The 13,063-nt window shown below is 63.3% G+C and carries 13 protein-coding genes; 9 read left to right on the top strand and 4 right to left on the bottom strand.

The window, feature by feature from the left end; translation table 11 throughout:
• The first annotated feature begins 119 nt into the window (after positions 1–119).
• The 3 genes from ACP7BL_RS12345 (at position 120) to trmFO (ending at position 3,051) form a co-directional block, all read left to right on the top strand.
• A complete protein-coding gene (locus tag ACP7BL_RS12345; RefSeq protein WP_426258456.1) occupies positions 120–740 on the top strand; it encodes a fatty acid desaturase in 621 nt (206 codons plus the stop codon).
• 95 nt (positions 741–835) lie between these two features.
• On the top strand, positions 836–1,468 hold the full coding sequence (locus ACP7BL_RS12340; protein ID WP_137903324.1) for a hypothetical protein: 633 nt from the start codon (positions 836–838) through the stop codon (positions 1,466–1,468).
• A gap of 266 nt (positions 1,469–1,734) precedes the next feature.
• The gene (gene trmFO / locus ACP7BL_RS12335) at positions 1,735–3,051 is read left to right on the top strand and encodes a methylenetetrahydrofolate--tRNA-(uracil(54)-C(5))-methyltransferase (FADH(2)-oxidizing) TrmFO (RefSeq protein WP_426258452.1); all 1,317 of its coding nucleotides are present in this window, start codon (positions 1,735–1,737) and stop codon (positions 3,049–3,051) included.
• A gap of 3 nt (positions 3,052–3,054) precedes the next feature.
• Here the strand turns inward: trmFO and ACP7BL_RS12330 are convergent, their stop codons facing one another.
• Together ACP7BL_RS12330 and ACP7BL_RS12325 are read right to left on the bottom strand one after the other, a co-directional pair.
• Positions 3,055–3,528: an EF-hand domain-containing protein gene (locus ACP7BL_RS12330; RefSeq protein WP_126849051.1), complete on the bottom strand. Its 474-nt coding sequence runs from the start codon at positions 3,526–3,528 to the stop codon at positions 3,055–3,057.
• Between the two features lie 56 nt (positions 3,529–3,584).
• Positions 3,585–4,253, bottom strand: coding sequence for a squalene/phytoene synthase family protein (locus ACP7BL_RS12325; RefSeq protein ID WP_426258451.1), 669 nt, complete (start codon positions 4,251–4,253; stop codon positions 3,585–3,587).
• Between the two features lie 147 nt (positions 4,254–4,400).
• Here ACP7BL_RS12325 and ACP7BL_RS12320 point away from each other — a divergent pair, with 147 nt between their 5' ends.
• From ACP7BL_RS12320 to ACP7BL_RS12310, 3 genes are read left to right on the top strand one after another with little or no spacing between them, the layout of a single operon-like run.
• Positions 4,401–6,356, top strand: coding sequence for a TadE/TadG family type IV pilus assembly protein (locus ACP7BL_RS12320; RefSeq protein WP_426258450.1), 1,956 nt, complete (start codon positions 4,401–4,403; stop codon positions 6,354–6,356).
• Positions 6,353–6,943, top strand: a complete 591-nt coding sequence (locus ACP7BL_RS12315) for a TadE/TadG family type IV pilus assembly protein (protein WP_426258449.1) — start codon at positions 6,353–6,355, stop codon at positions 6,941–6,943. Before ACP7BL_RS12320 ends, ACP7BL_RS12315 begins: the two co-directional genes overlap by 4 nt.
• On the top strand, positions 6,940–7,665 hold the full coding sequence (locus ACP7BL_RS12310) for a TadE/TadG family type IV pilus assembly protein (protein WP_260591641.1): 726 nt from the start codon (positions 6,940–6,942) through the stop codon (positions 7,663–7,665). Before ACP7BL_RS12315 ends, ACP7BL_RS12310 begins: the two co-directional genes overlap by 4 nt.
• Before the next feature lie 55 nt (positions 7,666–7,720).
• Here the strand turns inward: ACP7BL_RS12310 and ACP7BL_RS12305 are convergent, their stop codons facing one another.
• Together ACP7BL_RS12305 and pdhA are read right to left on the bottom strand one after the other, a co-directional pair.
• On the bottom strand, positions 7,721–9,121 hold the full coding sequence (locus tag ACP7BL_RS12305; protein WP_426258448.1) for a pyruvate dehydrogenase complex E1 component subunit beta: 1,401 nt from the start codon (positions 9,119–9,121) through the stop codon (positions 7,721–7,723).
• The gene (pdhA, locus tag ACP7BL_RS12300; protein WP_126849055.1) at positions 9,121–10,167 is read right to left on the bottom strand and encodes a pyruvate dehydrogenase (acetyl-transferring) E1 component subunit alpha; all 1,047 of its coding nucleotides are present in this window, start codon (positions 10,165–10,167) and stop codon (positions 9,121–9,123) included. Before pdhA ends, ACP7BL_RS12305 begins: the two co-directional genes overlap by 1 nt.
• 164 nt (positions 10,168–10,331) lie before the next feature.
• On the opposite strand from pdhA, the gene ACP7BL_RS12295 reads away from it, so the two are divergent.
• The 3 genes from ACP7BL_RS12295 (at position 10,332) to ACP7BL_RS12285 (ending at position 12,917) form a co-directional block, all read left to right on the top strand.
• Positions 10,332–11,615, top strand: a complete 1,284-nt coding sequence (locus ACP7BL_RS12295) for an MFS transporter (protein WP_033963317.1) — start codon at positions 10,332–10,334, stop codon at positions 11,613–11,615.
• Complete coding sequence (cysK, locus tag ACP7BL_RS12290; protein WP_426258447.1) at positions 11,612–12,532, top strand: cysteine synthase A; 921 nt, start codon at positions 11,612–11,614, stop codon at positions 12,530–12,532. The genes ACP7BL_RS12295 and cysK overlap by 4 nt, the downstream gene beginning before the upstream one ends.
• Positions 12,533–12,599: 67 nt before the next feature.
• A complete protein-coding gene (locus ACP7BL_RS12285; protein WP_126849058.1) occupies positions 12,600–12,917 on the top strand; it encodes a hypothetical protein in 318 nt (105 codons plus the stop codon).
• Positions 12,918–13,063 lie beyond the last annotated feature (146 nt).

Below are 13,063 nucleotides of genomic sequence, written 5' to 3'. Positions count from 1 at the left end.
ACGGGAGTGGTCCATGGCCAAGGCCCAGTTCGCCGTCATCTTCGGCGAGCGCTTCATCAGGGCCATGGCGGCGTAATGTTCAACCGCCCGCCCACACACGGAAATCCTGACAGTGCCCGCTGCGGCTCAACCACGAAGCGATCCACGGCAATCTCGGCTTCGCCAGGCGCACGCACCGCATCGTGATGCACGCGCTCAGCGCGGTCATGCTCGGGTCGAACAACGCCGTCGCGTTCAACCATTTGCGCCACCACCGCCACCTCGGCACGCCGGAAGACACCGAAGGCGCGTGCGGCCGTATGACCTTCTGGCAAGTCCTGCGCGAAGGCCCCCGCTTCCCCTTACGCAATCACGCGGATGCGTGGCGGCACGGCACGCCCGCCTTGCGCCACCGGATGCGGATCGACTTCGCGCTCAACCTCGCCGTCATCGCCGCCGCGCTCGTCACGCTGCACCCGGTGCTGCTCTATCACGTCGCCGCGATGCTGGTCGCGCAGTGCCTGACCGCCCTGTTCGCGGTGTGGATCACCCACCACGATTGCGCCGAGGACGACATCGCCCGCACGCAGCGCTCACCCCTGGTCAATTTCGCGACCTACAACATGTTCCTCCACCTCGAACATCACCTCTACCCAGCGGTGCCGGTGCGGCGGCTCGGCATCCTCGCCCACCGCATCGCCGACGCCGCGCCCGAGGTGGCGGCGCGGGAACGGCTGGTGTTTCCGGAGGTGTGGGGGTGAGGAGGGGGCGGGCCGAAAATGATAGACCGCCGGCTTCGTCCAATTGCGGACATCCGACAAGCTGGTACGCTGGTTTCTGGAATGGGGATTCAGACGTGATCAGAACAGCGACCGCTTTCGCCGTCATTGCCTTTGTGGGATTTGGCTTCCCCGAGATGGCTCATGGCCAAGTGTTTTTCCCTCCATCTTTATCGAAACGAACAGTCTCGTGCGCGTGGTATCGCAGGGGCCATATGCCCATCATAAGCGACTTCGAGACTAAGTGGTTCTCCTCCCAGCTTGCTGCCGCGAAGGAACCATCGCTATTCAATCTGACGCGGCAGGGTCGTCCTTTCAACGACGTCGTACGATTTACTTGGTTGCCGACTTTTCATCATCCTGTGATCGTACGAATAGAAGGATTGAATTCAAACACGGCTCGCTTAGTAGCAAAGCAGCTTACGGGTGCCGGTGGCTATGATCCGGGGAAAATTGACAAAGAAATTGAGAGACAACTGACGCGCCAAGAGGTTAGCAATTTACGCAGCTTGATAGCGCGCACTCGTATTGCGAGCTTGCCAGCACGTATTTGCGACGGTGGAACCGATGGATCGCAATGGCTGATCGAGGTTACAGATCGTGATGGCTATCATTTTTTGAATCGATGGACGCCGGAGCAAGGCGAAGTGCATGAGTTCGGCCTTGCCGCTATCAAGCTGACCGGTTGGCAATTCAAAACAATCTACTGAACGACCGATTTCCACCAACCCCAGAAATCCGCTCTGTCCTACACACCGTCAATCTGTCAGCCTCGGCAAACCCGCTCTTTCAAACCGTCGACACCCCCAGACCAAGCGCCCAAAAAACGGCGCCGATGGTGCGACTCGTGTGACTTTAAGGCATCCCCAACCGCCCGCTTCCGCCGTCGTTGGTGTGACTCTCCTGTGACTTTAAGCCCCTCCCCGCGCCCGATCGACCTTTGCCACCCCGCCCCACCCCCGCTACAGCCCAGGCCATGACACACCAGATCCACATCATCGGCGGCGGCCTCGCCGGGTCGGAAGCCGCCTGGCAGCTCGCCGAGTCAGGCTTCCGCGTAAAGCTCTCCGAAATGCGCGGTTCCGGCGAGATGACCCCGGCGCATCAGACCGACGGCCTCGCCGAACTGGTCTGCTCCAACAGCTTCCGCTCGGACGATGCCGACAGCAATGCCGTCGGGTTGATCCATCAGGAAATGCGCACGCTGAACTCGCTGATCCTGCGCGAGGCCGACATCCACAAGGTCCCCGCCGGCTCGGCGCTCGCGGTCGATCGCGATCGCTTTTCGGACGGCGTCACCGCAGCGCTCGCCGCGCATCCCAACATCGAAATCGTGCGCGAACGCGTCGATGTGTTGCCCGATACCGGCCTGACGATCGTCGCCACCGGCCCACTCACCGCGCCCGCGCTCGCCGATACGATCGGCGAGGCGACCGGCAAGGACGCGCTCGCTTTCTTCGATGCGATCGCGCCGATCGTCCATTTCGACAGCATCGACATGGACGTGGCCTGGATGGCGTCGCGCTGGGACAAGGGCGATTCCAAGGATTACATCAACTGCCCGATGACGCGGGACGAATATCTCGCCTTCCACACCGGCCTGATGGAAGGCGAAAAGACCGAATTCAAGGAGTGGGAGGACGTCCCCTATTTCGAAGGCTGCATGCCGATCGAGGTCGCCGCGGCGCGCGGGGTGGATACGCTGCGCTATGGGCCGATGAAGCCGGTCGGGCTCGATGATCCGCGCACCGGACGCTGGCCTTACGCGGTGGTGCAATTGCGGCAGGACAATGCCAGCGGCACTTTGTGGAATATCGTCGGCTTCCAGACCAAGCTGAAGCATAGCGAACAGGTCCGCTTGTTCCGCACCATTCCCGGCCTGCAAAATGCCGAATTCGCGCGCCTGGGCGGTTTGCACCGCAACACCTTCATCCGCTCGCCCGAATTGCTCGATGAAACGCTGCGGCTGAAGTCGCGCCCCAATATCCGCTTCGCCGGGCAAATCACCGGCTGCGAAGGCTATGTCGAAAGCGCGGCGGTCGGGCTGATGGCCGGGCGCTTCGCTGCGGCGGAACTCGGCGGCAAAGCGATGACCCCGCCGCCGGTCACCACCGCGCTCGGCGCCTTGCTGCATCACATTACCGGCGCGGCGGTGGCCGAGACCTATCAGCCGATGAACGTCAATTTCGGCCTGTTCCCGCCGATCGAGGGCCGCACCAAAAAGGCCGATCGCAAGAAGATGTATACCGATCGCGCGCGCGCGGCGCTGGGGGAATGGTTGGCGACGAGGTGAGCCTCAGCTTTCCTCGGCGCTCGCCGGAGGAGCCGCAGGCGGGCAATCGCGCCGAACGCGCGGGGCCTTGCGCTTGGGCGCGGTGCTGACGAACTCGGCCGGCGTCATCGCGCCCGATTTGTCCTTGTCGGCCTCGGCGAATTTGGTTTCGGTCTTCACCGCCCATTCGTCGAACGACAGCACACCGTCATGGTTGGTATCGAGCTTGGCATAAGCCTTGCGGCGCGGCGCGAGATACTCCTCGCGCGTCACCTTGCCGTCGCGATCCTTGTCGTAGCGGTCGAAGCGCTTCTGCTCGCGGGTCTTGTCGCTCGCCTCGGGCACGGTTGCGGGCAGCGCACCGCCTTCAGTCGTCTGCGTCAGTGCTAGCGGGGCAGACGGCAAGGCCGCCACCGATCGCGCACCGCGGTTGAACAGCAGCATTCCCGCCGCGACCAGCGCCAGCGTCGCCAGCCCCCCCACCAGATATCGCCACATCGCGCCCTCCCCCGAGTCCCATGAGAGGGTATCGCGTCCAAGCGCGCGGCGGAAGCCTAGCGACCGGTAAAACGATGCCAGGCAAGCCGCGCAACCCGTCGCGGGGCACCGACCGGAGGCGATACGCCCGACGGGAGCGAGAGGTCCATCCGCGCAAGGTGCGCGAGCGCACCGAGCGCGCGGGCGGCGGGGCTCCAGCGCTGTCGGGTGGCGTCGGCCAGCGCCGTCGCCGCCATCTCGGCAGGAAGCAGCGCCGCCGCATCGCGCGCGTGGCGCGACAGATCGGCAAGGGCCCATCCCGCGCCCGCCGCCGCCAGCGGATCGCGCGCCGTCGCACCAAGGATCTGCCCCGCCACGGCAAACAAACCCTCGCCCCGCGCGGCGGCATAAGCCTCCAGCACCGGCCTGGTCAGCGGGTCGGGGTCGAGCAACACCTCCCAGCCGTCGATCATCCCGGCCAGCGTAGCGCCCGAGATTCCGCGCGGCAGCACCTCTGCCGCGAGCGCTTGCAACACCGGCTGCGCGGGTGGTGGGGCCGTGTCGAGCGCGACCAGCGCCTCATGCCACCAGGTCAGCCGCATCTGCCCGACCAGCGGCTCGCGCGTCGTGCGCAGGATTTGCCCCAACGTGTCGTCCAACGCGAGCACCGCCGCGAGCGCGGCACGGCTCCGCTGCGGCGCATAGGACAAAGCGAGCATACGCTCCGGGTTGGTCCGGTAGATCATTGCGCGCGGTTGGGCCGGTACGGGTTACCGCCGATTAACCAAACTCGTTCAAAACCGGTTATCGCCTTTCGGGGCATAGCGGAGACAAGCCGGATTCCGGTTCGACTTTGGGGCACTTGAACTATGCGGGGGAACCCACCGAACACGATGGCGACGCCACCCGGCTTTATGTCGGCTCTGGCGCGCGATGTGCGCGGCAACACCCTGGCCATGATGGCGATGTTCCTGATTCCGCTGTCAGGGCTGGTCGGTTCGGCGGTCGACATCAGCCGTCTCTATGTCGTCAAGGCGCGATTGCAGCAAGCGTGCGACGCGGGTGCGCTGGCCGGGCGTAAGTTCATGGTTGATCCCGGCCCTGACCTCGACGCCAATGCGACGACGCAGGCGCAAAACTTCTTCGCCAACAATTTCAAGAAGGACAATCCCGCCGCTGGGACGCTCGGCTTTATGAACACCAGCGCGGTGACCTTCACGCCGACTCGCACCACCGACAATCAGGTGGCGGGCACGGCATCCGCATCGGTGCCGATGACAATCACCAAAATGTTCGGCACATCTTCGGTCGCGCTCAATGTGGGATGCCAGGCGCGCTTCGACGTCGCCGATACCGACATCATGTTCGTGCTCGACACCACCGGCTCGATGGCCTGCTCACCGAGCGGCTCTGATTCGTGCGGGACGGGAACCTACACCTACACCCGTCCGTCCGGGAGCGGCGGCGTTCCCGGCTATGCCGGCACCACTGGCGTAGCTACTAGCGAATTGTACCAGAACGGGGTCAACGCCTCGCGCATCGAAGCGCTGCGCAAGGCGGTGCTCAGCTTCTACGACACCTTCGCCGCCAATGCCGACCCAAGCACCAAAATCCGCTACGGCTTTGTCACCTATAGTTCGAGCGTCAATGTCGGACAGGCGATCCTCGACAAATCGTCGAGCTATCTGGTGGGGTCAGGCGGGACGTCCGATACCGCTAAGTATCAAAGTCGGCATGTCTATGCGGACTATGTCGTGTCCTACACCGAAACTGCCAACAACAAGACGCAGGCGAACTGCACCGACCCGGCCGTGCGGGTGCCATCGACCGCGCTCACCTATGATCCCTCGACCGGTAACGCGACGAGCACCTACGACGAATGGGTTGCTAAATCGAGCAAGAGCAGCACCAAAGTCTGCAAGACCCGCGTCGATACGCTGGGACCCAAATATGAATATAAGCAACTCGCCTGGGATGTGAGTTCGCTCGTCGCCGGCAACACCATTACCGATCCTACCAAGGTCATGGGCCAGACGACGAGTTGGATCGGCTGCGTCGAAACCAAGGTCGACAGTCCTGGGGCCTCAAGCTTTACGACCAGCAACCTGCCATCGGAACTCAATCCCGATCTGACCCCGGCAAAGAACGCCGGTGGCTCGACCGACACCCGCTGGTGGCCGCATTTGCAGGACCTCGAATATGTCCGCAACAATTGGAACACAGGAACCGATTATTCGAACGGCGATGATACGTCTGGTCATCGCAACTATGGGGCCGATCCAAAAGTCTCGGACACCTCGCTGCGCGACAACGGCTATGTGACCTGCGGAAAGCCCGCCAAGCGGCTGGGCGTGATGACCCGGACGGACGTCAGCAACTACCTTTACGCCAATGATTTCGTCCCGATGGGCGGCACCTATCACGATACCGGCATGATCTGGGGCACGCGTCTGATTTCGCCGACCGGGCCATGGGCGAGCGACACCGCCGCCTGGCCCAATCGCAACACGCCCAACCGCGTCATCATCTTCCTGACCGATGGCAACATGGCGCCGAACGACGAAATTTACGGCATGTACGGTGTCGAGTCGTTCGACCAGCGCGTGGCCGGCACAAGCGGGTCGAGCCTGACCGATCTGCACAATGCCCGCTTCCTCGCGGAATGCGCAGCCGCGAAGGCGCGCAACATCGATGTATGGACCGTATCAATTGCCGCATCTGCGAACACGCAATTGACCTCGTGCGCCACCACCTCCGCGCAAGCGCTTGCCACCACCGATGGCACCGGCCTGTCGACCGCCTTCGCCAGTATCGCCAAGCGGCTGGCGATGCTCCGGCTCACGCGATGACGTGGAACCTATTCCTCAGGCTGACGCGTGACCGGCGTGGCGCTACGGCGATCGAATTCACGATCCTTGCGCCGGTGATGTTGCTGTTGATGACCGGCCTCGGTGACCTGACCTATCAGGTTTACGTACAATCGGTGCTCAACGGTGCCGTGCAAAAGGCTGCGCGCGATTCGGGCATCGAGGGCGGAGCAGCCAATGTCGCGACGATCGACGCCGCTGTGCAAAGCATCGTGCAGCAAGTCGCGCCACGCGCAACCTTTGTCTCGACCCGTAAAAGCTATGACAGTTTTTCCGAGGTTGCGCCCGAACCCTTCACCGATAGCAACCACAATGGTGTGCGCGACCCCGGCGAATGCTTCACCGATGAAAATGGAAACGGGTCGTGGGACGCAGACCCCGGTGTCAGCGGGCAAGGCAGTGCCAGCGCGGTCACGCTCTACACGATGACAGCGAGTTATCCGCGCGTCTTTCCCGTCGCCGGACTGTTGGGCTGGTCCTCCAGTACGACGATCAGCGCCTCAACTTTGCTGAAGAATCAGCCCTATGCCACTCAGACTACCAACGCCAACGTTACGATCTGCACATGATAGTACGCCGTACCCGCAGCACCACCATGCGTCCGCTACTCCGCCTCGCCAGTGCGCGCAGCGGCGTAGCGATGCTCGAATTTGCGTTGGCCTTGCCGATTGTAATCGGGGTCGGTGCCTATGGGTTGGAAGTGTCCAACCTGGCATTGCTCAATTTGCGGGTCAGCCAGATTGCCCTCAACCTTGCTGACAATGCCTCGCGCGTCGGCACCTACAGTTCGCTATCAACCCAGCAAATGCGCGAGGTGGATGTGAACGACGTGCTGCAAGCCGCGCGCTATCAAGGCAGCAGCATCAACCTCAGCACCAACGGCCGCATCATCCTGTCGAGCCTGGAAAATGTCCAGCAAAGCTATGACACGGCAGCCGTGCAACGCATCCACTGGCAGCGATGTCTGGGGATGAAAAGCGGCACGGGCTACGATTCAAGCTACGGCACCACCACGATCACCGACGGCACCGATGCAACCGTCGCCAATGACGGCACGCTGGCGCCCTCCGGGATGGGCGAGGCTGGATCGATGGTAAACGCACCCGCCGGCTATGGTGTGATGTTCGTCGAGATCAACTATCTGACCAAGCCGCTGTTCGGCACATGGCTGACCAGCCCGGCCCGGCTGCATTATGTTGCGTCGTTCATCGTCCGAGACCGGCGCGATTATGCGCAGCTCTACAACCCGTCATCCTCGACCAAGATGACCTGCAATCTCTACACCAGCTAACGAGGACTGGCCCCCTTTGCGTCAGGCGCAAAGGGGGCGATTCGGGTAGCTTAGCTCAAGCGCGGTACAAAACCGACTTCACCCCAGCGATGATCTTGTCGGCGCTGACCAGCATCAGCTTTTCGAGGTTCGCCGCATAAGGCATCGGCACGTCCTCGTTGGTGACGCGCAGCACCGGCGCGTCGAGGTCGTCGAAACCCTGTTCCATGCACACCGCCGAGATTTCCGACGCGATCGAGCAGGTCGGCCAGCCTTCTTCGACCACCACGACGCGGTTGGTCTTCTTCAGGCTCTTGAGCACCGTCGCGGTGTCGAGCGGGCGCAGCGTGCGCAGGTCGATCACCTCGGCGTCGATCCCCTCGCCCGCCAGCGTTTCGGCGGCTTCGAGCGCGAGCCCGACGCCGATCGAATAACTGACCAAGGTCACGTCCTTGCCCTCGCGCATGGTCCGCGCCTTGCCGATCGGCAGCACGTAATCGTCGAGCTTGGGCACTTCGAAGGTGCGGCCGTAAAGCAGCTCATTCTCGAGGAACACGACGGGGTCCTCGGTGCGGATCGCCGCCTTCAGCAAGCCCTTGGCGTCGGCCGCATCATACGGCGCGATCACAATCAGGCCGGGAACGCTCGCATACCAGGGACCATAATTCTGGCTGTGCTGCGCGCCGACGCGGCTGGCCGCACCGTTGGGACCGCGGAATACCACCGGGCAGCGCATCTGCCCCCCCGACATATAATTGGTCTTGGCGGCGGAATTGATGATGTGGTCGATCGCCTGCATCGCGAAGTTGAAGGTCATGAACTCGACGATCGGGCGCAGACCGCCCATCGCCGCGCCGGTGCCGATGCCGGCAAAGCCATATTCGGTGATCGGCGTGTCGATCACGCGCTTGTCGCCAAACTCGTCGAGCAGGCCCTGCGTAACCTTATACGCGCCCTGATATTGCGCGACTTCCTCGCCCATCACGAACACGCGCGGATCGGCGCGCATTTCCTCGGCCATCGCATCGCGCAGCGCCTCGCGCAGCGTCATCTTGACCAGCTCGGTCCCTTCCGGGATCTCGGCCGGCACGGGCGTGTCGGCATTGGTCTTCAGTGGCTCGGGCGTCGTGGTCTTGCCCTCGCCCGTACCGGTTTCCTCGGCCTCAGTGACTTGGGCTGGAGTGGGGGCTGCGGCAGGAGCGGTCGGCGCGGCGGCCGGAGTCGAAGCATCCTCTCCTTCGGCGAACAGCGTGGCAATGACGGTGCCGACCTTCACATTGTCGGTGCCTTCGGCGACGAGGATCTTGCCGATCGTGCCTTCGTCGACAGCTTCGAATTCCATCGTCGCCTTGTCGGTCTCGATCTCGGCCATGATGTCGCCCGATTTGACGACATCGCCTTCCTTGACCAGCCATTTGGCGAGGGTGCCTTCCTCCATCGTGGGGGAAAGCGCGGGCATCTTGATTTCTACGGCCATTAGTAGGTTTCCACCAGCACGTCGGTATACAATTCAGAGGCCTCAGGCTCGGGCGTCTGTTCGGCGAAGTCGGCCGCTTCGTTGACGATCTTGCGGATTTCCTGCTCAATCGCCTTCAGTGCGTCTTCCTTGATGCCCTGCGCATCGAGCAGCTTCTTGACGTGATCGATCGGGTCGGACTTGTCGCGCACCGCCTGCACTTCGTCGCGCGAGCGGTATTTGGCGGGGTCGGACATCGAGTGGCCGCGATAGCGATAGGTCTTCATCTCCAGGATGATGGGCCCCTTGCCCGCGCGCACCCACGCCAGCGCTTCCTCGGCGGCACCGCGGCAGGCCAGCACGTCCATGCCGTCGACCTGAATGCCGGGAATGCGGAAGCTCTCGCCGCGCTTGTACAACTGGTCCTCGGCAGACGAGCGGTTGACGCTGGTGCCCATCGCGTACTGGTTGTTCTCGATCACATAGATGATCGGGAGCTTCCACAGCTCGGCCATGTTGAACGATTCGTAGACCTGGCCCTGATTGGCCGCGCCGTCGCCGAAATAGGCGACCGCGACGCCGCCATCCTCATTATATTTGTGCGCAAAGGCGAGGCCCGTGCCGAGCGAAACCTGCGCGCCGACGATGCCGTGGCCGCCGTAAAATTTCTTTTCGGTCGAGAACATGTGCATCGAGCCGCCCTTGCCGCGCGAGATACCCGCACCGCGCCCGGTCAGCTCGGCCATGATGACCTTGGGGTCGATGCCGTAAGCGAGCATATGGCCATGATCGCGATAGCCGGTGATGACCGAGTCCTTCTCGCCATCGAGCGCGGACTGCAGCCCGACCGCAACGGCTTCCTGGCCGATATACAGATGGCAGAAGCCGCCGATGAAACCGAGGCCATAAAGCTGGCCCGCTTTCTCTTCGAAGCGGCGGATCATCAGCATCTGCTTGTAGAATTCGAGCAGCTCCTCGGTCGAGGCCTCGTACAATTTGGGCTCGTCAGGGCGCTCGCGGTTCGGCACCGGGGGTTGTGCCTTTACGGCGGCGGGAGCTTTTGCCACGTCTGGAAGACCTCATGACCTGGGGAGAGGAACGCGAGCCTATAGGCGCGATCCGGCGGGTTTATCAATCGCCTCCGTAAAACCTTCGGGTGAGCAGAAGTTTCCTCGCCCCAAGCAACTCCACGATTGCCCCGCGCGCGCTGCAGCGCTTAAGGCCAAATACGATGGACGCAGCACCCCACCCCCTCCGAATCCCACAGTTCCGCGCTTATTGGGCGGCGCGCTTTTCGATGACGATCGCGCAGAACGCGATGATCATCGTCATCGGCTGGCAAACCTATACCATCGCCCGCACGACGATGTCCCCCGCCGGTGCCGCCGCACAGCTCGGGCTGATCGGGCTGCTGCAGTTCATTCCCCTGTTCGTGACAACACCGATCACCGGCTGGGTCGCCGACCGATTCGACCGGCGCTGGATCACACGCTGCACGGTGACGCTGCAGGCACTGTGCGCGCTGACGCTGGCGCTCGTTACGTATACCGAGGGTATGACGCTGCCGGTGCTGTTCTCGATTGCGGTGTTGCTCGGCGTCGGGCGAGCTTTTGCCGGACCGGCGTTCGGAGCACTGGCTCCCAACCTGGTGCCGCGCGCAGTGCTGCCGACGGCGATCGCGCTGAGCTCGATCTCGTGGCAGATCGGCACGATCATCGGACCGGCGATCGGCGGCTTCGCGTATGCTGCCGCCCCCTGGGGGGCGTATGCGGTGGCGACCGCGCTGTTCCTGACCGCGCTGCTCGCGCTGTTCACGATCGGCCCCGTGCCGCGCTCGATCACGCCAAGCAAGGCGCACCCGATTCGCCAGATCATCGATGGCCTGGCCTATGTCGGCCAGAACAAGCTCGTGCTGGGGGCGATCACGCTCGATCTGTTCGCCGTGTTTCTGGCCGGGACCAGCGCCTTGCTGCCCATCTACGCGCACGACATCCTGAAGGTCGGGCCGCAAGGGCTGAGCCTGCTCGCCTCCGCCCCCGCCGCCGGCGCGTCGGTGGTCGCCTTGTTCTTCTCGTTCCGCCCGATCAAGACCAATGTCGGCCCCAAGATGCTGGGCGCGGTGCTCGTCTATGGCACGGCGACGGTGGTGTTCGGCCTGTCGCAGATCATGGCGCTCAGCCTCATCGCGCTGGCGGTGGCGGGGGCAGCCGACATGTTCTCGGTCTATATCCGCCAGTCGCTGATTACGCTGCACACCCCCGACGACAAACGAGGGCGCGTCGGCGCGGTGTCGCAGCTCACCATTTCCGCGTCGAATGAACTGGGCGAAGCCGAATCGGGCTTCCTCGCCTCGGCGCTTGGGCCGGTCGGCGCGGTGCTGGTCGGCGGCGGCGGCGCGATTGTAGTCACGATCCTGTGGACCTATCTCTTCCCCAGCATCCGCAACGCCAAGACTTTCGACCCGCCCAAAAGCCCGCAAGATTCCCGCGATCTCGAACTGGAGGCCACGCCATGAAAGCCAACACGATCCTCGACACGATCGGCAACACGCCGCACATCCGCGTCCAGAAGCTGTTCCCGGGGGCCGAAGTCTGGATCAAGTCCGAACGCTCCAATCCGGGCGGATCGATCAAGGACCGCATCGCGCTCGCCATGATCGAGGCCGCCGAAAAGGACGGCCACCTGAAGCCCGGCGGCACGATCATCGAGCCGACTTCGGGCAATACAGGCGTCGGCCTGGCGATGGTCGCGGCGGTCAAGGGCTATAAGCTCGTGCTGGTCATGCCCGAGAGCATGAGCCTCGAACGCCGCCGCCTGATGCTGGCTTACGGCGCGACCTTCGATCTGACCCCGCGCGAAAAGGGCATGAAGGGCGCGATCGAGCGTGCCCTCGAACTCGTCGACCAGACGCCGGGTGCCTGGATGCCGCAGCAATTCGAAAACCCTGCCAATATCGACATCCACACCCGCACCACCGCGATCGAAATCCTCAACGACTTCCGCGATACCCCGATCGACGTCATCATCACCGGCGTCGGCACTGGCGGCCACATCACCGGCGTGGCCGAGCGGTTGAAGCAGGAATGGCCGAATCTGAAGGTCTATGCGGTCGAGCCTGCAGCCTCGCCCGTCATCTCGGGCGGTACGCCCGGGCCGCACCCGATCCAGGGCATCGGCGCGGGCTTCGTCCCCGCCAACCTCCACACGCAGTCGATCGACGGTGCGATCAAGGTCGAGGCCGCCGACGCCAAGGCGATGGCGCGTCGCTCCGCCGCCGAGGAAGGAATCCTGGTCGGGATCAGCTCGGGTGCAACGCTCGCCGCGATCGCGCAGAAACTGCCCGAGCTTCCCGCAGGCTCACGCGTGCTCGGCTTCAACTACGACACGGGCGAACGCTATCTGTCGGTTCCCGACTTCCTGCCCGAAGGTTGATGTCGCAGTAACCCTTTTTCTGCGGTATAAGGCGTTCCGACGGGCGGGGGTCCGTCGGGGGCCAGTCATGCGTAAAATAATGATTTTCGTCAGCGTGCTGCTGGCGTTGTTCCAGATGTATTCGATGGTGGCTACGGGCGGCAGGGACAAAGCACCAACGGCAGCGAGCGTTGTCGCCGTAGCCCCGCGGGCGGTATTGGCCGCTGCCAGCGCCCCCAATGCCCCACAAATGGCACCAATCGTAGCCTCCGCATCCCCTCCCCAAAGCTGTTACCGCCAATATCAGACGAAGTTCCAGCAATGCCGCGCAGCCGACGAAGCCTGCCACCTCAATGCCGCGGACCAATGGGATCTGTGCGAGGCAACGGGCCTTTGGCCCAAATAACAGCTAAACCGAGCTGTATGGGATCGAATCCGGGCGCGCGCGGTGGCGTCCGGAATCGAGACATAGTGCGCCGTCGCGCGACGGCGTTTCAGTTTCCCTGCAGACTAGGCTAAAGCCGCCCGCAATCGTCGGAAAGGAGCTGGTCC

Origin of the sequence: Sphingomonas sp. DC1600-2 (genome assembly GCF_049897605.1) — a bacterium.
Classification (GTDB): Bacteria; Pseudomonadota; Alphaproteobacteria; order Sphingomonadales; family Sphingomonadaceae; genus Sphingomonas.
This window is presented reverse-complemented; position numbering and strand designations above follow the sequence as displayed.